Origin of the sequence: Thalassotalea sp. Sam97, from assembly GCF_041379765.1 — a bacterium.
GTDB lineage: Bacteria > Pseudomonadota > Gammaproteobacteria > Enterobacterales > Alteromonadaceae > Thalassotalea_A > Thalassotalea_A maritima.
In genome coordinates, this window is sequence record NZ_CP166919.1 from 2,188,745 (window position 1) to 2,212,296 (window position 23,552).

Consider the following 23,552-nt stretch of genomic DNA (forward strand, 5'->3'; position numbering starts at 1 on the left):
CGCTCTTTCTAACCTGCTTCTGCCATAGCCACAGCCTCGTCGATATCCACCGCAACCATGCGGGACACGCCAGGCTCATGCATAGTAACCCCGGTTAAGTGCGAGGCCATCTCCATAGCAATTTTGTTATGGCTAATATAGATAAATTGTACTGTCTGCGACATTTCTTTGACAAGCTTACAAAAGCGACCAACGTTTGCATCATCCAAAGGTGCATCCACTTCGTCGAGCATACAAAATGGTGCGGGATTAAGTCGAAATATCGCAAATACCAATGATAATGCGGTTAACGCCTTTTCACCACCGGAAAGTAACGCAATTGTACTATTTTTTTTGCCCGGTGGCCTTGCCATAATGCTCACACCGGTATCAAGCAAATCATCTCCGGTCAGTTCCAAGTAGGCACTTCCACCATCAAAAACCTTAGGAAACAGATATTTAAGATCGTTATTCACTTGATCAAACGTTTGCTTAAACTGCTGTTTTGTTTGCCGATCGATTTTGGCTATCGCCCCTTCTAATGTTTCTAAGGCCTGTTCCAAATCATTATGTTGACTGTCTAAAAACTGCTTACGTTGTGATTGTGCCTCAAATTCATCAATGGCAGCCAAATTAATGGCCCCCAATTTGCTGATTTGTTTACTAATGGTCGCCAGTTTTACCTGCCACTGACTTTCCGTCGCATGGCTCGCCAAGCGAGCAATCACATCAGGCAATGACTGGCGTAGCTCAACTAACTGCTCCTTTGCCGTGGTCGCGCGTACTTTATGGTTTTCGCTATCAACGACCAACTGTTGTAACTGTTGTTGCGCCGCGGTGATGTCTTGCATCAAGCTATGTTGTTGGCGATTGAAGTTATCGATGTCGTTATTGGATTGCTGTACTCGTTGATGAATAGCCCCCTGCTGTTTGTCCAATTCGCTGGTTTGCGTTAACAGCTGCTGCAACGCCTGTTGTTGCTCCGCTAACGGTCTTTGACTATCGTGCAGTTGCTGTTGATACCGCGTGCTTTGGTCGTCAAGTTGCGTCAATCGCTGTTGCTCGCGTTGCCATGTTTGTTCAGCATTGCTCAGATCATGTTCCGCTTTTTGCTGCTGTAAGCGTAATTGCTGCAATTGCTCAGTGATCTCGCGTTGTTGTTGCTGATATTGGCGATACTGTTGTTGCAGTGCATCACGTTGCTCTATCAGCTGTTGTCGAGCATGCGGATCAGCCTGTCTATCCTTATCAAGTTGCTGTTGCTGCTCTAACAACTGCTGATAACGTGAGAGCTCTTGCTGATATAACGACTCTTGGCTTGCCAACTGCGCTTTAACGTGCTGGTAGTCGCTTTGTGTTTGTTGATATTGTTGCGCTAACAATTGTTGTTGATGATGATGTTGTTGCTGTTGCAGTTGCTGTTGCTGTAGACGTTGCACTAACTGGCGTTGCTCTGCTTGCAAGGTATGCAACGTCTCTTCACTATGGTCTAATCGCTGTTGTGCTTGCGTGTGTTGCGGCTCAAGTAACCCTAATTGTTGTTCAATAGCTCTCAACTTAGCTTTGCGCTGTAACAGATCTGGCTGAGTGGCATCAGCATCAGCCAAAATTCCCTTGCGTAGCCACCCCTTGCCAGCCCAAATGCCTTCGGCACAAATCAGCGATTGTTCAGCGGTTAAGGTTTGCCGTTTTTGCATCAATTCTGCAACATCGTCGACGATACGGATATGAGCAAACAAAGCGGTCAACGATTGCGCATTAGCAATTTTTGATAACAGGCTGCTGGTGTCATCCAATCGCTCCGCCTGATTGGCCTGCTGTGTCTCAATGATCAGCATACCTTGTGCCAAATCCGTGACAACGCCGCTGACATCAACGTTTTCACTGACCAGGTGTGCCTGCAACCAATGACCAAGCACCATTTCCACCGCGGTTTCCCAACCAGGCTCAACATCCAGTTGCTGCAATAACGTTGTTAGTGACTGCTGACCTGCTCTGGTCAACCACTGCGATTGGTGTTTTTGCCAATCGTTTTGTGTTTCCGTGACGGTAACCAACGCATCATAACGCGCTTGGCACTGCTGTATTTGTTGCGTCAGCTTAGCAACCTGCTGTTGCTGCTCGGTCACCGCAAGCTGTTGCTGTTCGACACCATCATCGATTTGATCTACGCCATCTTGTAGGGTCGCTAACTGCATCGCAATATCTTGCTGCTCATTGCTCATGTTGGTCAATTGTTGTTGCAATGCTTGATGCTTATTATCATTAACTTGGCCGCGCAATTGCTCGATGCGTTGCTCCGTTTTTGCCATCAACTGTTGCGTCGATTCGATATGGGTGCGATTAATACTGACGTTTTGCTGAAAGGAGGCGTGCAACGTTTGTAATGTATCCCAATGTTGTTGCCATGCCTGCTGTCGGGTGATCACATCATCGAGTTCATCACTGATATTGCGCGCCAATTGTTGTTGTTTTTCAAGCTCTGGACTGAGCTTTTCAAGCAAGGCTGTCGCACTGTGGCGCACGTTATCAACGCTTTGCATGTGTTCTTTAAGTTGCGCTCTTTCTTGTTGATGACGTTCGATTGTCTTTTGCAAACGGGTACGCTGTTGCTTATTGTGCTCGATACGCTGCTCTAGCCCCGCAATAGCTGAGGTTAGCTGTAACTTTTGTTGCGTTAACTGGTTAAGCTTTTCGCTGCCATCATCTTGTTTAACCCGAGCATCGACAATATGGCGCTCGGCGGCACGTTGTTGCGCTAACAACTGTTCAAGGATGTTTTTTTGCTGGCTTTGTTGCTTTGCCAATGAGTCAAGCTTTTGCTGACAGTGCTGAAAACGAATAGCGGCAAGTTCCGCTTTGACGTTTCGCTCATCAGCCTTAAGCGCTTTATAGCGTATCGCCGCTTGTGATTGGCCATGCAATTTTTCAAGATTAACCGCTAGCTCTTGACGAATGTCAGCAAGGCGCACAAGATTGTCGCGGGTGTGACGAATACGGTTTTCGGTCTCTTTACGGCGCTCTTTATATTTTGAGATCCCGGCAGCTTCCTCAATAAAGACTCGTAGCTCTTGTGGTTTTGACTCAATAAGCCGAGAGATCATGCCCTGCTCGATAATGGCATAACTGCGTGGCCCCAGCCCTGTACCAAGGAAAATATCGGTAATGTCTTTACGACGACATTTACTGCCATTAAGGTAATAGGTGTTTTGCGCATCGCGATTGACCGTGCGACGAATGGATACCTCACTGCGATCCGCCATAGAGCCTGATAAACTGTTATCGCTGTTATCAAATACCAATTCAACACTGGCTTGACCAACCGGTTTACGTGCGCTGGAGCCATTAAAAATGACATCCGTCATTGCGTCACCGCGCAAGTTTTTCGCCGAGCTCTCACCGAGCACCCAACGTACTGCATCGATAATATTTGATTTACCACAACCATTGGGGCCAACAATCGCGGTCATATCTTGCTCAAAGGGTACGTGCGTCACATCAACAAAAGATTTAAAGCCAGCAAGTTTAATTTTTTTTAAGCGCATACAAGCAAATTATCGTCAAAAGTCAATATAAAAGGGCATCAAGGTAGCTCATTCATATCGGTTAGATACACTCAAAATCCCGATATCACCTTAATAAAAACTGTTTGCCACTGTAGCAAATAAACACATGCTTTGTAACATTTTTCGTTGTTGTCGCGTCCCCCAGTTTGGGTATACTAAAGCCTATTGACCTTGCTCGATTATATTTCATGCTAAACCGTTAAAATTTAATCGATACGTCACTGAACAAACATTGCTTATTGACGCTGCAAATGCAGCGAACCGACGTTCTAAGGAGTGATTTATGCGTACGGCACAGCTTGAACCTTCAGCCAACAGTGGGATCGGCTATTTTCTTAAAGGCTTTGAATTAATTCGCAGCAAAGGTATTCGCCGTTTTGTGTTCGTGCCATTGGCTGTTAACCTGATTCTTTTTTCAGTCGCATTTCATTACCTTAGCCTCCATATTGCAGAATGGGTAGCCGCCTTTGACGCATGGTTGCCTGACGGTTGGGCTTGGCTAACGACTTTTGTTGGGCCCTTAATGTACATCAGCGCGTTAGTGATTTTTTCATTTTTTTTCTCCACGTTTGCCAATTGGATCGCTGCGCCGTTTAACGGTTTGCTCAGTGAAAAAATGGAACAAATGCTCGCCGGATACGAGATCAGCGATAGCGGTTTTTTGGATGTGGTTAAAGACATTCCGCGTACGTTAAAACGCGAATGGCGTAAGCTGATGTACTACCTTCCTCGCGCCATCGGCTTTTTTATTTTACTATGGCTTATCCCTGTCTTTGGCCAGCTGATCTGGTTTTTATTCGTTGCTTGGATGATGGCAATCCAATACTGCGATTACCCTTTTGATAACCGAAAAGTCGCTTTTGAAGACATGACCGGCAAACTGGCCGAGCACAAAGGTAAATGCTTTAGCTTTGGCAGCGGGGTGGCGATTGCGGCGATGATACCTATCGTTAACTTGGTGGTAATGCCAGTAGCGATTTGTGGCGCAACGGCGATGTGGGTTGACCACTTTCAACAAGATTACCGCGCCTAAAACATATGTATTCATCACCGCGACGGCGCCGAGAAAACATATAAATTAACGATAATTTATAACAACTTAGCAAGCGTGTTAGGTTTGCCAATTGCGCAAAACTTGGGTATGTTAAAAAGACCAACTGCCCAAGTGATGCCGCCTATGATGATGAATGAGAATTGGTTACAACGACGTTCAGAGCACGCCTTTCGACGGTCAGATCATCGCTCCCCCTTTCAACGTGATAGAGCGCGCATACTGCACTCTGCGGCGTTTCGTCGCTTGCAAGCCAAAACACAAGTGATGGGCGTAGGGAAAAGCGATTTTTATCGCACTCGATTAACACATTCCCTAGAGGCGGCACAAATTGGCTCGGGCATTGTTGCCCAATTGCGATCCAAATTTGCTCGCCACTGTGAGTTTTTACTGCCAAGTGACGATGCCCTCGTTGAAGCCTTATGTCTGGCTCACGATATTGGTCACCCGCCGTTTGGTCACGGTGGTGAAGTTGCCTTAAACTACATGATGCATCAGTTTGGCGGCTTTGAAGGTAACGGCCAAACCTTGCGCATCGTCAGTAAATTAGAACCCTATACCGAACACTATGGTATGAATTTGTCACGTCGTACATTACTCGGCCTATTAAAATACCCGCAACTTATCGACCGCTTAACCAATCAACAAAACCGAACTCCCCCCGTTAATTTTCGCCAGCTCAAGGCCAATGATTGGTTGCCACCTAAAGGCTTATTTCATGACGATCTCGACATCTTAGAGTGGATTCTGTCACCGCTTAGCGACCAAGATAAAGAGCGCTTTCAGAGCCATCAAGAAAACTCCCGAGGTCATCATAAAACGTGTTTTAAATCATTCGATTGCTCCATTATGGAGCTCGCTGATGACATCGCCTACGGCATTCATGATCTCGAAGATGCCATCGTAACCGATGTGGTCAATTACGACAGTTTTTATCAAGCGGTGGTGATCCCATTAAAAAAAATCGATGATGCCTTTATTGATAGGCATAGCGATGACATCACCGAAAAACTGTTTTCAGGTAAGCGGTATTTACAAAAAGATGCGATCGGCATGTTAGTTAACTATTTGATCACCGCTATCGAGTTGGTCGATTTAAATGATCAACCGCAGCACACATTTCAAGAGCCGTTATTGCGCTACAATGCCGCCCTACCTCCTGCCCAAGCAAGCGTATTAAAACTGTTTAAAGATTATGTTTATCGTTATGTGATCAAGCAAGCAGACATCCAGCGCATGGAATACAAAGGTCAACAGATTATCATGGAGCTGTTTGAAGCGTTTGCCAGTGATCCTGAGCGGTTATTGCCACCGCAAACCAGTGCCCAGTGGCTTAATGCTTGTGAGCGAGGATGCAACCCACAACGAGTTATTGCCGACTATTTATCCGGCATGACCGACGCGCATGCCATGAAAGTCTATAACAGTTTATTTACCTCAGTTGATTCGGTGGCCAGCAAAGATCATTACTAAACAATGACCTTGCCATGCCTGCGACCAATGTCAACAGCGCAAGGCTTAGCGAGACTGTTCTGGCACCGTCATGAGTTGTACATGTTGGTGCGCATCAGCGCGGCCAACCAAGTTCGAAAACTCATCCGCTAACTCATGACTCAGGCTGATAACCTGACGCCAATAACGCATGCGCTGCTCATCGTTAAGGTGTTTAAAGTCTTCACGATCGGGAATTTTTTGGTACGGTAAACGACCAACAAAGTCGGCCGTTGGTGACAATACCAGCACGTTATCAAAATACGCAGGGTTGGCTTGTCGTTTCGGTAAAAACTTATCAAACCAGCCGGGTTTGAACTGATGATAAAAGTGCGGGTACAGCACCAAGCCCGGCTTGCCAAGCTCATTAACACGATCGGCACAGGTTTGTGGTGCTAAGAATGGCTGGTCAAAATGATAGTCAATAATACCACCATCTCGATACATCCCCGAACCGGCACCGGTAATATCTTGCACGCCATGAACCAACAAAGGGATCGCGCCAGTCGCTAATAGCGCCTGATAGGTGTTGTCAGCCGTCAATGATACCAACTGAGTATCGATACCATCATGGTAATTAAACGGCACTTGCTGGGGGTTGCGACTAAACACTAGGCGTTGATAATGACGAGACAAACGGCGCCGGTCAATGCTGTTACTGAGTGCACTGTGAAGTAAACCCAGTAATTGTACCGGTTTATTTTCATAGCGGGTTAAGCCTTTGGATTTGGCCACTACGATATGATTTTCAAATATCGGATTATTGGCGATCTGTGTGGCGCCATCTTGGCCCAACACATCCGCCAACAATCGCTCACTTTGGATCGATATTTGTTTCATAGTCGCGTTGTTGGGATAGTGTAAGCTCGCATACCCGTCAATCAAGCGGTTCATTGCCGCTAGCGGATCAGTCTGACCATAGCAGGCAAATCGCCAGGCACCAGCAGATGAGCCAAGCGTATATAAAGGCGATTGACGGTTGTTAAAAAACTCGCCACAAAAATAGCGATCAAGACCGGCCAACACAAACCACTTTGGTCCGCCACTTGCCCCAATTAACGCTTTAAAAAGCCCTTGCTGTAAACCATGTTGTTGAATTTGCTCATAAGCGGTTTTACCCGCATGTAACTGCAGAGCGGCCATTGCGTTATTCCTTGACGGCGTTTGCTGGTGTCGATGCCGATAAATGATACTAAAGCTTACCGCGTGAACCAAGAATAAATTACCAGACTAGGTAGAGTTAGAGTGCGCGTGCGTCACCGGCTAAGGATGATTGCTACCGCTTTTAACGCATCGTCTTAGGCCCTGTTAACCATTATTTAAATTTTCCACAATGAGCGATTTTTGTAATCGCAAAACAGAATGAACCACGTTTTGGTTGTTCGATATGAAAGCATGCTAATACAACGAGGCCGAAAAACAGCCAGTGCCGCTTGGGTTGAGGCTAAAATCGTTTTAACCAAGGCAACACTGATGCCATCTCTCAGTAGACTGATTCAGCAAAAATTAACACGCCCTAGGGTTTTTCGGATAAAACTGCTCAGGCATTTGGTTAATGTGCTCAAAAAAGCGTGTATCCTTGTACGGTAATTTCATAAATCCAGCGATACCGAGTTGATCAATGGTCGGCAGTAGCGCCAATAAATCAGCCAAGCAACGTTCGAATTCTGGTTGCTTTTGATGATCGAGTAGCATTAGATTACTGTGGATTTTCAAGTGCTTTTCCAGCACCTCAAAAATGATACAACCGGTATGATGGATGCCATTTAAGGTTTTCAATACGCGCATTATATCATCAGGCAAATGCAGATACTCGTCAGGATCTTTACCGTCTTCAAAGTAAGAGTGCAGTTTACTGACGTTATCAATATCGGTCGTTGCGGATACATCAAAAGGGATCACCTGCTCATCATTAACAAACGGCTTACTGGCATCATCACGCTCAAAATGCAGGGTATCTTTGGCATTAAACAAGCAAGATTTAAAAATACCGACACGATGGATCCCTTGTGCCAAGCGGATCATATTATTGACCGCGGATTGAAACGCATACTCTAGCGCGGGGTCAAACAAAGTAATATTGGAATCAACGTAGACTCCATCTTTTTCCCAACGAATAGCCAGGCCACCTACAACGGGATATTTGGCGAGACGACTGACTGCGGCGATAAACGCCTTTTCGGTTGCGCCCATGCCCGCTAAGTAATTCTTATAATATTTTTCCAGCTGCACATCGTCAACGTCGATAAGGCTTTGATCGCTGCCTTGTTCACGTAAAAACGATTTACGCGAACCATAGACAACCGTGTCCATATCCTCATGGTGGTGCTTAAGCTTTACAGGGATGAGCGGTTCAGCGCGTGGTTTGGTTGGCGTATCTTTAAGAACCAGACGTTTTAACAACGGTAAATTCGCAAATAAATAATCCGCAGCTTGGCGACGGAATATGGGATCATCACCTAACATCACATCAAGAGATTTAGCCAATATTTGCGGTAAGCCAAGTGAGCTTGCGGTGATCACTTTATAACCGTAGCGACACGATTGGCCCGATGCTAAAGCGTAAATGGTTGCCGCCATACCTTGCTCATCAAACCGTGGTGACGATAACGCACCATGGAGCTGTTCCTCGCCAATGAAATAGATATCTCCCATACGGGCATTGGTTTGCTGTAAGTCGCTACTCATCAAGTCCATAACGTTATTTGCCGTTGTTTGACCTTGTTTATCGACTTGCGCCCAAACCGACGAGCCCCAATCAATTAACTGCAGTTGCTGCGTTGCCTCGTCCCAAACCATATTCGACGGCTTGATATCACCATGCACTAACGGCTTACCAACACGATTATTGCGCGGATCAGCGATGTATTGCAGTAACGTCATAAGTTGCACCGTAATGCAGACCACTTGTTCCGTAGATAGTGGCCCCTGACGCAAAGAAATCACATCTAAATCTTCACCAATGGCGCGGCTCATGTGAATAATCGACTGGCGTTTTATTTTCAGATAATCGTATATTTTGGGAATGGCGACGTGCTCTATGGTCGCCTGCATTTGCGCTTCCTCAGCCAACCTATCCTGAACATGCATCGGCAAATCAAGTCGCGAGAATTTAAAGACCTCCGACGCCCCCTGCTCATTAATACCGGCAAACACAAAGCCATAAGCGCCTTTGCCAATCATCTCAACATCACGATAACCTAAACGATTAAGCTGACGCACACATAAATCTATCCATTTCTTTAACTTTGCAGCATCTTTTGAGCTGAGCAAATAAATCGATTGATCTTCGGCAATGTAAAAGTGTTTTAATTTTTGTTCTGCCACAGCGAGTTCCAACATATATCGTGCACGCATAATATCTTATACCAATCCCACTAGCTTTTACCCCGTTCAGAGTGAGCAAAAGTTTAATGGGATTGGTATTATCCAATAGTGAGCAATATATCCTTGTTCCGCGCAACAATCTATCCCCAAGAGACACAATCTCATCACTCGCCTCAAGTGGCATGATGCGGGTGACAGATCCATCATCAACGGCGATTTATTCGATAAATCGTCATCCCTTCACTATGCTTAACTCATAATCAACAACAATGTTAGACCACATAAGGTCGCTACGGGGTATTCATTGAGGTATTCGGTTACCACTGACATACTGACTAAAATTAACAATAACGCAGCATGCAAGCCGAATACGATTACCAGGCTCATCGCGGCATTATTGTTGGTTTTTGCATGCCATACACAAGCCATCGCCAAAAATATTGCCGCCACATCACCAAAGTCAGGTGAGTTGCGAGTGCTGGTATGGCAAGGTGCTAACGATTTTGTCTCAACAGCCGATTCGTTTGTCGCCCGCGACCAGCAATATTTGCAGCGTTACGCTAAGCAACATAATCTCACTTTGCGCTTTATCCGTAAGCAACAATATGACCAGTTAATCCCAGCGTTACTTGCTAACGAAGGTGACGTCATTGCCGCCAACATGGCAGTTAGTGATCTGCGCAAGCATCATGTAGATTTTACCTTGCCAATTGTTGATAGCACGGAATACATCATCCATGGTCGTCACAGTGAGTCGCTGCATCAAGCAACGGATTTGGCCGGGCGGACCATCGCCGTTCAAGCGGGTACCTCTTATGCAATAACGGCCATTGGCTTAGCAAAGGTTTACCCTGACATAAATATCGTTGAAATTGCCAGCCACAAGTCACTTAATGAGATATTAGAAGGTGTTGCTACAGGTCAATTTGACTTGACCATTATCGACAGTCATATCCTCAAATCCGCATTAAAACACCGACGAGATATAGTTAAAAGTATCCAAGCCAATCGTGCCAAAGACATCGCATGGGCAGTGCGCAAGGAGTCATTTGCCCTTAAAAACAGCCTCGACCAGTTTCTTCGTCAACAAGGTTGGACAACCGTGACCTCAGACGAAGGCAAAACCTCTTGGGATGATATTAGCGAGCGGCGCACCATACGCTTTGCCATGCAAAACGTCATGTCGTCGTATTATCTATGGAAAGGTCAACTGATGGGGTTCCATTATGAGTTGGCGCGTGACTTTGCCAAGCGTCACAACCTGCGCTACGAAATCGTCGTTGCCGCTAACGACAGTGAACTCTTTGAGCTGGTAAAAACCGGGAAAGCCGATATTGCCCTTGGTTTTCATTCGCCACAAGCACATCATCAACAAGGCTTTGCCTTTTCACGGCCCTATCATTATGCGACCGAGCAAATTGTTACGGGTGCTGACGATCCACCTATCCGTAGCCTCGAAGATCTTAAATATCGCAACATCACCGTTGCAAAAGATAGCTCTTATTGGTTTACGTTAAAAGCATTGCAAGAGCACATACCGCAGATGACCGTAACCGCAGCCCCCGAAGGCTTCGATACGAGCCGTTTAATCGCCGCTGTTGCCAACGGCGATGTTGATGTAACGCTGGCTGATAATCACCTTATTGGCCTTGAGAAAAAACTCAACGAAAACGTAACGCCAAGTATTTTTATCGGTGAACGAAAACCGCAAAGTTGGCTGTTTAAACAAGGGTGCAAAACCCTACAAGCAAAAATTAACGGTTACATACGAACCACTTACCGTAGCGTATTTTACAATGTCATTCACAATAAATACTTTGAGAATAACCGTTTGATTAAACGCCACCGTGATGCCTATTATGCTCTGCAAGATGGCGGAGCACTGTCCCCTTATGATGCACTCGTCGAAAAGTACGCCATCAAGTACGACTTTGATCCCAAGCTATTAATCGCGCAAATGTATCAAGAGAGTCGCTTTGATCCCAATGCCCTTTCTGATGCTGGCGCTCAAGGGCTGTTTCAAGTGATGCCGCAAACCGCACAACAACTCAATATAAACAACATAACAACGCCAGAAAATGGCATTCATGCGGGGGTCAAATATATGGCCTGGGTAGCCAAGCAAATCAAAGAGCTAGATATTCCTGAAGAGCAACAAATTTGGTTCACCCTAGCATCATACAATGCGGGTTATGGTCATGTTCTTGATGCTCGTCGATTAGCACGCGACAAAGGTTGGCAAGATGATGTGTGGTTTGGTCACGTTGAACGTGCCATGTTGCTATTATCACAAGCGAAATACGCCTCGAAAGCACGTTATGGTTATGTTCGTGGAGCAGAGCCTGTCAATTATGTACGCAACATCCGCCATAAATACGACATCATTAAACGAGCACCTCGTGAAACACCGGCCACGCAAATAACACAAGCGTCTTACCAACTTGCTCGCTGAGCATCAACGCCTACCGATCACCGACCGGGTCATTGCACCTAATGGCGTACTGGGATTAACTGCAGCGCCAATGTGCGCCTAAACATGACGCATGTTATCAGCAAACCAAAAAAAGCCCGCGTCATAGAGATAGTGCGCGGGCTTGTTGTGATTTTTACCTTAATCAGTCAGTTGGTCGGCGTTCTGTCGGCGTAGTTTTTCTCGCAGACGTTGTCGATACTTAGCTTTCGCCAGCTTTTGCATATCTTCGACTTTATCACTTTCATCAACGATTTCACGACCTAATATGGTTTCGATGGCATCTTCTAATGTCACGATACCCGCCGTTTGGCCAAAGTGATCTTCCACTAAAAATAGGTGTTCATGACGCTTGATAAACAAGTCGAGCAAATTGAGTACCGGGAAGCTCTCAGAAATACGATAAACCGGCTTAGCAATCGCCTTCAACGGTAAATCGCCCTTACCCTGCCTGTCGTTTTCATACAACTGACCTTTGATGATCATACCGGTGATATTATCGATACTGTCCTTATAAACAGGAATTCGCGTAAAGTTTGCGGTTTGCTCTATCGCTAGTGCATCGGCAACGCAGGTATCTTCATTTAGCGCATGTACTACCGAACGTGGTGTTAAAATATCTTCCGCCTTCGAGTTACGTAGGTTAAGGATATTTTCGACAAGCTGGTTTTCTTGGCTGACCAAAGAACCATCTCGATAGCTCAAACTTGCCACCGCAAGCACTTCTTCACGCGATGTACCATGATTATTTTTCCCTGAAAACAACTTGGTTAAACGCGTTGAAATCCACACCAGCGGGAACACAAGCTTGACGAGAATTTTGATCAAATAAGCCGATGGCACGGCTAATTGTCGCCAGAATGTCGCGCCCAAGGTTTTTGGGATGATCTCGGATAAATACAAAATCGCTAACGTTAATAAAAACGCAATTAACGTTTCCCATTTTTCGCCAAAAACACGGATAGCCTGTGCACCGACACCTGCTGCCCCCATGGTGTGAGCAAAGGTGTTTAAAATGAGGATGCTCGATATAGACTGATCGAGGTTTTCTTTAATGTCCGCGAGCATTTTGCCACCACGGGCCTGTTCACTCTCTTTTTGGGCAATAAAGCTGGGCGTGATCGACAGTAAAACCGCCTCGAGAATAGAACAAAGAAACGATACGCCAATGGCGATACACAAATAAACAATAAGTAGAGTCATAAAAGGTTACGTATTAAATCATGTATGAATGTGCAAGCGCCAAAAACAAGCAATGGCCGAGTCGTGTTGAAGTCGATGATGATAAAGAGTTCCCAACAAATAAAAGCTCAGTTAAATGTACTGTGTTTGACGCCGAGGTGACAACAAAAGTTCACCTCTTTCTGTCAGTTTACCTAAAATTGTCGTAAACGGATATGACTAAAGCGTAATAAATTGGCATTTTTTGGTAAATAATCAACGGCGTTACCAATTGGCTCTATTCATTACATATCAATATCTTAGTGTGTATTTAAGACGATGCAGACAATAAGGTATAACGGCAAAGATGCTTGCCAAACGACAGGCTCGGCTAAGATGTAGCCTTTGTCTGAGCATACTGATCAGCCAAGACCATATCTGCACACTTTTCACCTATCATAACACACGCTGCATGGGTATTGCCGGAAATAATCTCTGGCATAATTGAGGCATCGGCGACTCGTAACCCTTGAACACCATGAACTCGCAACCTTGGGTCAACCACGGCCATAGCATCGTGCCCCATCTTGCAACTCCCCACCAAATGGTGAACAGGCTCCCCTGTTGTCTTAATATACCTTAAGATATCATCATCTGTGACAACCTCTTTACCCGGCTTAAGCTCACTGCCACCCAGCTTATTCATTGCTGAGGCTTGGACAATGTCACGCATCTTTTTAAATGCTGCAACCGCCACCTGCTGATCATAGTCACTGGTCAAATAGTTCACTTGAATCGCAGGTTTAGCATTCATATCGCGACTTGTCACATGGACGCAACCGCGACTGGTTGGTCGCAGTCCACAGGCAGCAACCGTAACGCCATCAATCGGTACCATATTACCGCGTTTATCGACTTCGCTGGCGGCTGGGGCGAAGTGGATTTGTGCATCAGCGCGGTCCGCATCGTCTAATGCTTCATAAAAAACACTGACCAGTGCAGCCGGGTTTGCCAAAAAACCTTGCCGCTTAAAAATATATCGAAGCATATTGTGAAGTAACTTTATTGGCTTACTCTCATGGTAATAGGTTGCTCCATACTGGGTACTTTGCACCAAATAACAATTCCAATGATCATGAAGATTTTCACCAACACCGGGCAAATTAATCAACGGCTCGATACCAAGTTGGCTCAAGCGCTGAGATTGGCCAATGCCTGATACTTCCAATAACTTAGGGGAGTTGATTGCACCGGCAGATAAGATCACTTCGACATTGGCGTTGAGCTGTGTCTGTTGCCCGCGATATCGATATACGACTCCGACGGCGCGATTATTTTTCATAACGATCCGCTCCGTACACGCATCCGATATCACCTGTAAATTCGTCAATGCTTTTCCAGCACGCAAAAAGGCGCTGGCGCTACTTAAACGACGACCTTGTTTAATGTTGGTAGGGAACCACGCTACGCCACCTTGGCTAGCGCCATTGATGTCATTATTAAAGGCATGACCAGCATCAGCCGCTGCTTGGATAAAATCGTCACATATCGGGAAAGGCGTGTTGATGCCAGCAACGTGTAAGGGACCTTTAACACCATGATAGAAGTTTTGCCCAGCAGCATGGTTTTCTGAACGTTTAAAATACGGCAACACATCAGCATAAGACCAACCTTCATTACCCAACTCAGCCCAACGCTGATAATCTTCAGCCTGACCACGCACATAGACCATACCATTTATTGCGCTACAGCCACCGAGTACCTTGCCACGCGGGAGTGCCACTCTTCGATTAAACAAACCTGGTTCGGCTTGTGTCACTTCATCCCAGTTATTTTTGTGCGGCTTTTGTAAAAACGCAAAGCCGAGGGGAATATGTAGCATGGGGTTACGCGCCCCGCTGCCTGCTTCTAACAGTACCACGCGTAAATTAGATTGTTCAGCAAGTCGATATGCTAGCGCACAGCCCGCCGAGCCTGCACCGATCACGACAATATCACAATTTTCTACATTCATTAGTTCGCTTCCTTGATAATTCTCGTTACGCTAGTGTGCGATCATGTACCATTAGCCAACTCTAATTTATCAAACTAAATCATATAGATAGTATCCTCTTTTAAGACGATGACAAATACCAGACGGATTGCATCGGCCAATAAACGTCAAGCGCCCGCCACTTACATGGGTTAGCTATTTGTTCTATGTAGTGCTAATAATTCATTGCTTTTACTAACAATTTTTAATATTTTATAGCAAGCTGATATAGGTCTTAGTGGCTAAATTTTGTAAACTGTCAGCAGCGAGCATGATGCGCATACGAGCAACAACACGTACAATGCTCGAAATAGGGATAAGAACATGGTAAATAAGATGGATTTTCAACCCAAATTCGCCAAAACAATAAAATTAAGGAACGGGCAATAAGCATGTCGTCATTTTCACGTATCTTTTTAAAAAACCTGATCATTACCATGATCATGGTTGCGGGATATATTTATTACAGCGCAACTACGCTTAACGGCTTTATTGAAAATGCCCAACAAACTCACAAGCAAAGTTTAACAAATATCTTAGAAAGCTATAACGGTAGTGACCTAAAAGCTTTATCGAAGCAACTTAAAGATACGTTTCGCTATGACAGCCTTGATGTTACGGACTTAAACAATCAAGCGATTTATCGTTATCAAACCAACCAAGATAGCCACCCACTATGGCAATTACTCGGACGCAACCTAGCAACGACTAAAACGACGAATGAAAATTTAGGTATCGCCGTTAATTACCAACTTAATCACGATGACGTATACGCAGTCTACAATCGTATTTCAGGATTTATTTTAGGTTTAGCTCTCTTAATGTTGATGATGGGGAGCATCATCACCCATTCACTGACTAAACGCTCATATCGCAAAGCCTCGAGACAAATATCAAAAAACATCGCCAGTGAAATTAAAACGACGATAAACAACAAAGAAACCGACAACGCGCTGCGCTTACCAACCGAATTTGATGACGTAAATAAAGAGCTGAGCGAGCTCAAAACGTTTATCGCCAATAAAATGATACGCACCCAAAAGCTCGAACAAACGGCGTATGTCGATTCCTTAACGGCGCTTGAAAATCGCAGCGGTTTTATTGGCTTTTATGAACAATATATTGAACAACATAATGGTAGCGCGTTTGGTGCATTAGTGATCAGTCGTTGCGCCGAGTTAGCAACGATAAATAAAATTCACGGTTATCAAGAAGGTGATCGTTACGTCAATCAAGTAGCAAATATTCTAAAAAAACAAACGCAAAATCTAGAAGGTGCCAAGGTATTTCGTCTTAATGGTGCAGATTTCGCGACGTTTTTACCTAATATCACCATCAAAGCAGCACAAACGTTTTGTAGCGAGCTCACCAGCATATTTAACGAATACCAACAACTATCTGATTATGACTCTATTGCCTATTCAGGCATCGTAAAAATCGACGCCTCACGGGGCCTAGGCGAGTTGCTTGCATTAGCGGACTCCGCCATAAGCATTGCGCAAACGCGTAATAAAAATGCTTGGTATATGCAACAAGAACAGAGCTTATTAAATAGTCACTCTGCCAGCTTTGGTAATCAAGATTGGAGTCGTGAAATTGACTTTGTGATTGAAAATCAAAGCGTATCGATGCGACAACAAATCATTCAACCCAGTGGTCGTAACAATCGTATTTATCACGAAATTTTATCTCGTTTTGAAAGCTCTGAAGCAGAGCAATTGCCCACTGCTACCTTTATCGCCATGGCCGAGAAACTGGATAAAATAGTCCTCGTCGATCGCTTAATTATTGAAAAGTCATTAGCGGTAATAAAACAAAGGGTCTTAACCGACCATATGTTTGGTATCAACTTATCGATTCGTTCTATTCACGATCAACACTTTATTATTTGGCTTGAACGACGTTTAATGCGTGATCACGACATTGCCAAACGCTTGGTATTTGAAGTCAGTGAATACGGCCTTGAGCAGAATATCGCAGCGAGTCAGTACTTTATTGAAATGGCTCACCGTGTTGGTGCTCGCGTTTGTGTTGAACATTTTGGCAAGAGCATGACCTCGTTTAAGTTCTTTCGTGATTTATCACCCGATTACGTAAAAATTGACGGTAGTTATACACGCGATATACATAGTGATCGAAACAATCAATACTTCCTGCGCTTAATTATCGATTTAGCACATAGACTCGGTATTCGAGTGCTTGCCGAAGCAGTTGAAACGCAGCAAGAAAAACACGCCTTCGATGCAATATTTATTGATGGTTGCCAAGGCTACTATTTAGGTAAACCAGAAGCGCTTTAAGCGCTTCTGTGGTTTTTGTTGGCCGCTATTATCGCTGTGCATACGGTATTTGCCCTGGCGATAATAACCGTATTGCCAAGCAACTAGACAGTGCTTTGTCATTATTTTAAGTCTAAAAATCAACCAATCAGGAATAACCTTACACACTACGAGTTGTTAAATTGCCAATAAACTAGGATAATATTCGCAGGCATTCTAAAAATTAAACATAAATGACTGATTATATTTTACTTTTGGTCGGAACCGTACTGGTCAACAACTTTGTTTTGGTTAAATTCCTTGGCTTGTGCCCATTTATGGGGGTTTCGTCGCGCACGGAAACCGCTGTGGGCATGTCATTGGCAACCACCTTTGTTTTAACCCTGGCTGCGCTGCTCAGTTATTTATTTTCCACCTATGTACTCGAACCTCTTGGCCTAGAGTATTTAACGACGATGGGCTTTATTTTAGTAATTGCCGTGGTCGTACAGTTTACCGAAATGGTGGTGCAAAAAACCTCAGCCAATTTATATCGCTTATTGGGGATCTTTTTACCATTAATCACCACCAACTGTGCCGTTTTGGGTGTTGCCCTACTCAACCTATATGAGCAACATAACTTTTTCGAATCGATTGTCTATGGCTTTGGTGCTGCCGTGGGTTTTTCTATTGTTCTTATCATGTTTTCCGCTATGCGCGAACGATTAGCAAGTGCCGATGTGCCAAAACCTTTTCAGGGCGCAGCAATTGCTATGATCACTGCGGGCCTGATGTCATTAGCCTTTATGGGCTTTACCGGTTTGGTGAAATAAGGAAGCAGACTCATGGAATTTTTTATCGCCGTTGCCGTGTTTGCTGTTATCGCTGGATTATTTGGTGCTTTACTAGGCTTTGCTTCGGTCAAATACAAAGTCGAAGGCGACCCCTTGGTTGAGCAAATCGATGCCCTACTGCCGCAAACACAATGTGGTCAATGTGGCTATCCGGGTTGTAAACCCTACGCTAATGCGGTAGCAGAAGGCGACGCCATCAACAAATGTGCCCCTGGTGGTGATGACACCATCAAAAAAATTGCCGATTTAATGGGCGTTGAAGCGATCCCAATGGATGAAGCGCACGAAGCTGATAACACCCCAAAAGTTGCGCTGATTATTGAAGAAGACTGTATTGGTTGTACCAAGTGTATTCAAGCCTGTCCTGTTGACGCCATCACCGGTGCTGCGAAACAAATGCACACGGTAATCGCCGATGAATGTACGGGTTGTGATTTATGTGTTGAACCATGCCCAGTAGACTGTATAAAAATGATACCAATTGCCCAAACGCCTGAAACATGGCAATGGGACCTTCAACGTATCGACGTTGTTCAGATAGATTAGTGAGGTAGTAAGTGGAATCTGTCATTGAACGCATCAAACAGAATCGATTTTTTAAATTCCCAGGTGGTATCCATCCACCAGAGCAGAAGTTTTTATCAAACGATAAGCCAATTCGCAACTTAGCACTCCCTAAGCAGCTGATCTTGCCACTTAAGCAACATATCGGTAAACCAGGTGACTTGCTGGTTAAAGTCGGCGATAAGGTGTTAAAAGGCCAACAACTGAGTAAAAACGGTAACCCCATGGCCGTTCCGGTGCACGCACCAACCTCAGGAACCGTCACCGCAATCGAATTAGCAACGATTGCCCATCCCTCGGCGATGCGTGATCTGTGTTTATTTATCGAGCCTGATGGCGAAGAACGTTGGCGTGAACGTCACATTGTTGAGGATTTTCATCAATTTAGCAAAGCAGATTTAGTCGACAAAATTGCCGAAGCTGGTATTGCAGGTATGGGTGGTGCCGGCTTCCCAACCAATATCAAGGTCAACACCAAACCAGGTATTAAATACTTGATCATCAATGCCGCCGAATGTGAACCGTACATCACGGCTGACGATTTGCTGATGCGCGAGCAATCGGCAGCGATTGCTAACGGCATCGATATCCTCGATTACTTATTAGAGCCCGAACACATATTAATTGGTATCGAAGACAACAAACCCGAAGCCATCGCGACGCTGAGAAAGTCATGCGCTGCCAACCCCAAAGTTCAGGTTTGTGTGTTACCAACGAAATACCCAATGGGTGGTGAAAAACAACTGATTAAAGCGCTGCTTAATGAAGAAGTACCCAGTGGTATGTTACCTGTGCATCTTGGCATCGTGATGCAAAACGTTGCGACCGTTTTTGCCATTAGTGAAGCGGTATTAAATGATACGCCGCTCATTCGCCGTGTCGTCACCGTAACCGGCAATTCGATTAACAAACCACAGAATTACTGGGTGCCGTTAGGTACGCCGGTTTCTCATATATTACAGCAAGCCGGTTTTACCCCTGCACAAAAACAACGCGTGATCATGGGCGGCCCGCTAATGGGCTTTACGTTACCAAACCTTAATGTACCAATCGTCAAGATAAGTAACTGTATCTTAGCGCCAACAGAAGCCGAGATTGCCGCGCCACAAAAAGAAATTGAATGTGTGCGCTGTGGTCAATGTGCTGATGTTTGCCCGTCAAGCTTGTTACCACAAGAACTGCAGTGGTACGCCAAAGCTCAAGATCATGAAAAATTGCAAGAGCTGAACCTATTTGATTGTATAGACTGTGGCGCGTGTGCTTTCGTCTGCCCTAGTCATATACCATTGGTGCATTACTATCGTGTTGCTAAAGCACAGATCCGTCACAGTAAATTGCAAGAAGCCAAAGCCGAGCGTGCCAAAGTGCGTTTTGAGGCGCGTAAATTGCGTCTTGAGAAAGAGAAAAACGAGCGTGAAGAAAAACATCGTCAAGCAATGGAAGCACGCCGTGCGGCAATGACCAAGGAACAATCTAGCGCGTCAAATTCAGCGGTAGCGGCGGCGCTAGCGCGTGTAAAAGCAAAAAAAGCCGCAACGACAACCAATCATGCAAGTGATAGTTCAACCAGCAGCGATTCGTCACCACAAGCCGATGCCAAATTAAGAGCCAACGAGGCAATTGCTCGTGCCAAGGCGCGTAAAGCGGCACAGCAAGCAAACGTAAGTACTGACACATCAAACGACTCGGTTGATGCAACATCAACGACAGATAAACAAGACGCGAAACAACGGGCTATAGCTAAAGCGAAAGAGCGAGCCGCTCAACGCCAAGTGCAATCGAGCACAGCCCCCGAACAGGCTAACGCATCGTCAGGCAGTGACGCGTCAGTTGAGGCAACGACAAACAAAGCAAACAAGGCAGATGACGCAAGGCAACGTGCAATCGCTAAGGCAAAAGCTAAAGTGGCCGAGCGCAAAGCAGCACAGCAGACCGACCAAGGAGCTGAACAACACGTTCAGCAAGACGCGACGCCAAATGACAGCCGCGAAGACGCCAAACAACGTGCTATTGCTAAGGCAAAAGCTAAAGCTGCCGAGCGCAAGGCAGCGCAGCAAACAACATCGTTAGAACCAGACGCGGCAACACAACCTGATGCCTCGGCGTCACAAATTACTGATGATAAAAAAGCCAAGGTCGCAGCAGCTGTTGCTAAAGCCAAAGCAAGAAAGTTAGCTGCACAGCAGAAAATGTCTGACAGCGTAGCAAGTGATGATAACGTGCAAGCTGAGGCAAACGAGGCATCGATCAAAGCGGCTGACGATAAAAAAGCGAAAATTGCGGCGGCAGTAGCCAAAGCCAAAGCAAAAAAATTGAACAAACAACAAGGTGATTCATAACCATGGCTTATTGGATAGCAAGCTCTCCACATAATCATATTCAAGCAAAGACACCGGTACTTATGCGTACCGTTATCCTTGCAGCCATCCCGGGTGTGGCAGCGCAGTACTATTTCTTCGGTGCCGGTAGCCTGATCCAGATTTTATTGGCCATCGCTTTTGCGGTACTTGCCGAAATCACCTTTTTGGCGATACGTGATAAGAACATTAAAGCGCAAATCACCGACTACTCAGCCGTTTTAACCGGCTTGTTAATTGGTATTTCGGTACCACCAATGGCGCCTTGGTGGATTACCGCCATTGGTAGCGTGTTCGCCATTGGCATCGTCAAACAACTATACGGTGGCTTAGGCTTTAACTTATTTAATCCAGCAATGGCAGCCTATGTACTGTTACTTGTCTCTTTCCCTGTCGAGATGACCTCTTGGCAACCAACAGCGCAATTAATGCAGCACGATGTAGGCTTTGTTAACCATTTTTGGCTTATTTTAACGGGCTATACCTGGGATGGTTTTACCGTTGAGCAATTGCGTATGAATATCGATGGTATCACCATGGCAACGCCATTGGACACCTTGAAAACCGATTTAAGCATGGGACTTACCGTACAAGAAAGCATGCAAAACCCGGTATTTGGCCGCTTTTTCAGTGCCGGTTGGGAATGGGTTAACTTAGGCTTTTTCCTTGGCGGTTTGTACCTAATCGCGAAAAAAGCCATCGACTACATCATCCCGTTAAGCTTTTTACTTACTCTCTGGGTGGTCACCTTTATTGCCTATACAGTGTCGCCAGATAGCAGTCCATCAACGCTATTTCACTACGTCAGTGGTGGCACCATGCTTGGCGCGTTTTTTATTTTGACCGATCCAGTGTCTGCAGCAACCACCCGTGTAGGCCGCATCATTTATGCCGCCTTTATTGCCTTAATGGTATTTATTATTCGCACCTATGGCGGTTACCCAGATGCAATCGCCTTTGCTGTATTACTGGCCAATATGGCAGTACCGTTAATCGATCAGTACACGCGACCAAGAACGTACGGTCATAACGTAGGTAAATAGAGAATATCAATGAAACTTGCTATACAACATAACGCCAAAATACTGGCCCTATTCGCCGTTGCTTGCACTGCGATGGTATCGTTGATCTATTTATTGACCAAAGACACCATTGCCCGTCAACAGCAGTTGCAATTATTGGATACCTTACACCAAGTGATTGCGCCGCAGCGCCTTAACAATGATTTATATCTCGATTGTCAAATCATCAGTGATAGTGACTTGCTCGGCAGTGCGCTACCACAAAAAGCCTATGTGGCACGCTGGGACGAACAAGCCGTGGCTGTGGCAATGACCACCGTGGCGCCAAATGGTTACAACGGTAACATCGAGATCTTAGTCGCAATTAATATCGATAGCAGCATCAGTGGTGTACGAGTATTAAAGCACAATGAAACACCAGGCTTGGGTGACAAAATCGAGCTACGTAAAGATGATTGGATATTGGACTTCGACGGCAAAACATTAACCGACAGCAACCAGATGATGTGGACGGTGAAAAAAGATGGTGGCCAATTTGATCAATTTACCGGCGCCACCATTACCCCGCGTGCGGTTGTTCAAGCCGTGACCAAGGCGCACCTTTTTTGGCAACAAAATCAGCAGCAAATGTTAAACTCACCACAAAACTGCCTAGGAGCTGATGATGACAGAGCGTAATGAATACAAAGAATTAGCCTGGCAAGGACTTTGGAAAAACAATCCGGGTCTGGTGCAGCTACTTGGTTTGTGTCCGTTGTTGGCAGTGACATCCACGCTCACCAATGCAATAGGTCTTGGCTTGGCAACATTGATTGTTCTGGTGTGCTCTAATGCCACCGTCAGCGTGATCCGCGAATATGTGCCCAAAGAAGTGCGAATTCCCATCTTTGTACTGATCATTGCCGCCTTTGTGACCTGCGTGCAATTATTGATGAACGCCTTTGCCTATGGTTTATATCAGTCACTGGGTATTTTCTTGCCACTGATCGTGACCAACTGTGCCATTATTGGCCGAGCGGAAGCGTATGCATCGAAAAATCCACTGAAACAAGCCTCATTCGATGGCTTAATGATGGGTATTGGTTTTGCATTGGTATTGATGGCCTTAGGTGCAATCCGTGAAATACTTGGTCAAGGGACACTGTTTGACGGTGCCGATCTATTACTGGGTGATTGGGCTTCGGTGTTGCGCATTGAAGTGTTTCAGTTTGATAGTAAGTTCTTACTGGCCATTTTGCCACCGGGCGCGTTTATTGCGATGGGCTTTTTGATCGCCGCGAAAAATGCCATTGACGATCGCCAAAAAGCCAAAGCGCCAAAACCTGAAAAGGCGAGCATTGAGCGAGTTCGCGTAAACTTTGACGGTTAATGTACTAACAACATAAATCACTGATAACAACTGTGATATTTGACACCGACA

The 23,552-nt window shown here is 45.4% G+C and carries 16 protein-coding genes; 10 read left to right on the plus strand and 6 right to left on the minus strand.

Annotated elements, in window-relative coordinates:
• Window positions 1–8 precede the first annotated feature (8 nt).
• On the minus strand, window positions 9–3,524 hold the full coding sequence (gene smc, locus ACAX20_RS09720) for a chromosome segregation protein SMC (protein WP_371185811.1): 3,516 nt from the start codon (window positions 3,522–3,524) through the stop codon (window positions 9–11).
• 304 nt (window positions 3,525–3,828) lie between these two features.
• Here smc and cysZ point away from each other — a divergent pair, with 304 nt between their 5' ends.
• Window positions 3,829–4,578 (plus strand): sulfate transporter CysZ, encoded by a 750-nt coding sequence (gene cysZ / locus ACAX20_RS09725; protein WP_371185813.1) that lies wholly within the window; start codon window positions 3,829–3,831, stop codon window positions 4,576–4,578.
• Window positions 4,579–4,725: 147 nt separating this feature from the next.
• Complete coding sequence (locus tag ACAX20_RS09730; protein WP_371189635.1) at window positions 4,726–6,069, plus strand: anti-phage deoxyguanosine triphosphatase; 1,344 nt, start codon at window positions 4,726–4,728, stop codon at window positions 6,067–6,069.
• Between the two features lie 45 nt (window positions 6,070–6,114).
• On the opposite strand, the gene ACAX20_RS09735 is transcribed toward ACAX20_RS09730, so the two are convergent.
• The 3 genes from ACAX20_RS09735 to ACAX20_RS09745 form a co-directional block, all read right to left on the minus strand.
• Window positions 6,115–7,230, minus strand: a complete 1,116-nt coding sequence (locus ACAX20_RS09735) for a patatin-like phospholipase family protein (RefSeq protein ID WP_371185814.1) — start codon at window positions 7,228–7,230, stop codon at window positions 6,115–6,117.
• Between the two features lie 363 nt (window positions 7,231–7,593).
• Entirely contained in the window at window positions 7,594–9,429 is a 1,836-nt protein-coding gene (locus tag ACAX20_RS09740) for a protein kinase domain-containing protein (RefSeq protein WP_371189636.1), read from the minus strand.
• A gap of 234 nt (window positions 9,430–9,663) precedes the next feature.
• Complete coding sequence (locus tag ACAX20_RS09745) at window positions 9,664–9,801, minus strand: hypothetical protein (protein ID WP_371185815.1); 138 nt, start codon at window positions 9,799–9,801, stop codon at window positions 9,664–9,666.
• A gap of 13 nt (window positions 9,802–9,814) precedes the next feature.
• On the opposite strand from ACAX20_RS09745, the gene ACAX20_RS09750 reads away from it, so the two are divergent.
• Complete coding sequence (locus tag ACAX20_RS09750) at window positions 9,815–11,866, plus strand: transporter substrate-binding domain-containing protein (protein WP_371185816.1); 2,052 nt, start codon at window positions 9,815–9,817, stop codon at window positions 11,864–11,866.
• 159 nt (window positions 11,867–12,025) lie between these two features.
• Here the strand turns inward: ACAX20_RS09750 and ACAX20_RS09755 are convergent, their stop codons facing one another.
• Both ACAX20_RS09755 and ACAX20_RS09760 read right to left on the minus strand, forming a co-directional pair.
• Window positions 12,026–13,087: a CNNM domain-containing protein gene (locus ACAX20_RS09755; protein WP_371185818.1), complete on the minus strand. Its 1,062-nt coding sequence runs from the start codon at window positions 13,085–13,087 to the stop codon at window positions 12,026–12,028.
• A 349-nt stretch (window positions 13,088–13,436) separates the two neighbouring features.
• On the minus strand, window positions 13,437–15,059 hold the full coding sequence (locus tag ACAX20_RS09760; RefSeq protein WP_371185820.1) for a GMC family oxidoreductase: 1,623 nt from the start codon (window positions 15,057–15,059) through the stop codon (window positions 13,437–13,439).
• Window positions 15,060–15,469: 410 nt separating this feature from the next.
• On the opposite strand from ACAX20_RS09760, the gene ACAX20_RS09765 reads away from it, so the two are divergent.
• The 7 genes from ACAX20_RS09765 (at window position 15,470) to ACAX20_RS09795 (ending at window position 23,501) form a co-directional block, all read left to right on the plus strand.
• Entirely contained in the window at window positions 15,470–17,377 is a 1,908-nt protein-coding gene (locus ACAX20_RS09765; RefSeq protein ID WP_371185822.1) for an EAL domain-containing protein, read from the plus strand.
• A gap of 212 nt (window positions 17,378–17,589) precedes the next feature.
• Window positions 17,590–18,168: an electron transport complex subunit RsxA gene (gene rsxA, locus ACAX20_RS09770; RefSeq protein ID WP_371185823.1), complete on the plus strand. Its 579-nt coding sequence runs from the start codon at window positions 17,590–17,592 to the stop codon at window positions 18,166–18,168.
• Window positions 18,169–18,180: 12 nt separating this feature from the next.
• A complete protein-coding gene (gene rsxB, locus ACAX20_RS09775) occupies window positions 18,181–18,735 on the plus strand; it encodes an electron transport complex subunit RsxB (protein ID WP_371185825.1) in 555 nt (184 codons plus the stop codon).
• Window positions 18,736–18,746: 11 nt separating this feature from the next.
• Entirely contained in the window at window positions 18,747–21,092 is a 2,346-nt protein-coding gene (gene rsxC / locus ACAX20_RS09780) for an electron transport complex subunit RsxC (RefSeq protein ID WP_371185827.1), read from the plus strand.
• 2 nt (window positions 21,093–21,094) lie between these two features.
• On the plus strand, window positions 21,095–22,153 hold the full coding sequence (rsxD, locus tag ACAX20_RS09785; RefSeq protein WP_371185828.1) for an electron transport complex subunit RsxD: 1,059 nt from the start codon (window positions 21,095–21,097) through the stop codon (window positions 22,151–22,153).
• 9 nt (window positions 22,154–22,162) lie between these two features.
• Window positions 22,163–22,810 carry an electron transport complex subunit RsxG gene (gene rsxG / locus ACAX20_RS09790; protein WP_371185830.1) on the plus strand — a complete coding sequence of 216 codons (648 nt, stop codon included), beginning with the start codon at window positions 22,163–22,165 and terminating at the stop codon, window positions 22,808–22,810.
• A complete protein-coding gene (locus tag ACAX20_RS09795) occupies window positions 22,794–23,501 on the plus strand; it encodes an electron transport complex subunit E (RefSeq protein WP_371185832.1) in 708 nt (235 codons plus the stop codon). The genes rsxG and ACAX20_RS09795 overlap by 17 nt, the downstream gene beginning before the upstream one ends.
• Window positions 23,502–23,552 lie beyond the last annotated feature (51 nt).

Excerpts from the sequence above, each read along its gene's own strand:
- smc (WP_371185811.1), bottom strand. The coding sequence starts at position 3,524 with ATGCGCTTAAAAAAAATTAAACTTGCTGGCTTTAAATCTTTTGTTGAT.
- cysZ (WP_371185813.1), top strand. The coding sequence starts at position 3,829 with ATGCGTACGGCACAGCTTGAACCTTCAGCCAACAGTGGGATCGGCTAT.
- ACAX20_RS09730 (WP_371189635.1), top strand. The coding sequence starts at position 4,726 with ATGATGAATGAGAATTGGTTACAACGACGTTCAGAGCACGCCTTTCGA.
- ACAX20_RS09735 (WP_371185814.1), bottom strand. The coding sequence starts at position 7,230 with ATGGCCGCTCTGCAGTTACATGCGGGTAAAACCGCTTATGAGCAAATT.
- ACAX20_RS09740 (WP_371189636.1), bottom strand. The coding sequence starts at position 9,429 with ATGTTGGAACTCGCTGTGGCAGAACAAAAATTAAAACACTTTTACATT.
- ACAX20_RS09745 (WP_371185815.1), bottom strand. The coding sequence starts at position 9,801 with ATGAGCCTGGTAATCGTATTCGGCTTGCATGCTGCGTTATTGTTAATT.
- ACAX20_RS09755 (WP_371185818.1), bottom strand. The coding sequence starts at position 13,087 with ATGACTCTACTTATTGTTTATTTGTGTATCGCCATTGGCGTATCGTTT.
- ACAX20_RS09760 (WP_371185820.1), bottom strand. The coding sequence starts at position 15,059 with ATGAATGTAGAAAATTGTGATATTGTCGTGATCGGTGCAGGCTCGGCG.
- ACAX20_RS09765 (WP_371185822.1), top strand. The coding sequence starts at position 15,470 with ATGTCGTCATTTTCACGTATCTTTTTAAAAAACCTGATCATTACCATG.
- rsxA (WP_371185823.1), top strand. The coding sequence starts at position 17,590 with ATGACTGATTATATTTTACTTTTGGTCGGAACCGTACTGGTCAACAAC.
- rsxB (WP_371185825.1), top strand. The coding sequence starts at position 18,181 with ATGGAATTTTTTATCGCCGTTGCCGTGTTTGCTGTTATCGCTGGATTA.
- rsxD (WP_371185828.1), top strand. The coding sequence starts at position 21,095 with ATGGCTTATTGGATAGCAAGCTCTCCACATAATCATATTCAAGCAAAG.
- rsxG (WP_371185830.1), top strand. The coding sequence starts at position 22,163 with ATGAAACTTGCTATACAACATAACGCCAAAATACTGGCCCTATTCGCC.
- ACAX20_RS09795 (WP_371185832.1), top strand. The coding sequence starts at position 22,794 with ATGATGACAGAGCGTAATGAATACAAAGAATTAGCCTGGCAAGGACTT.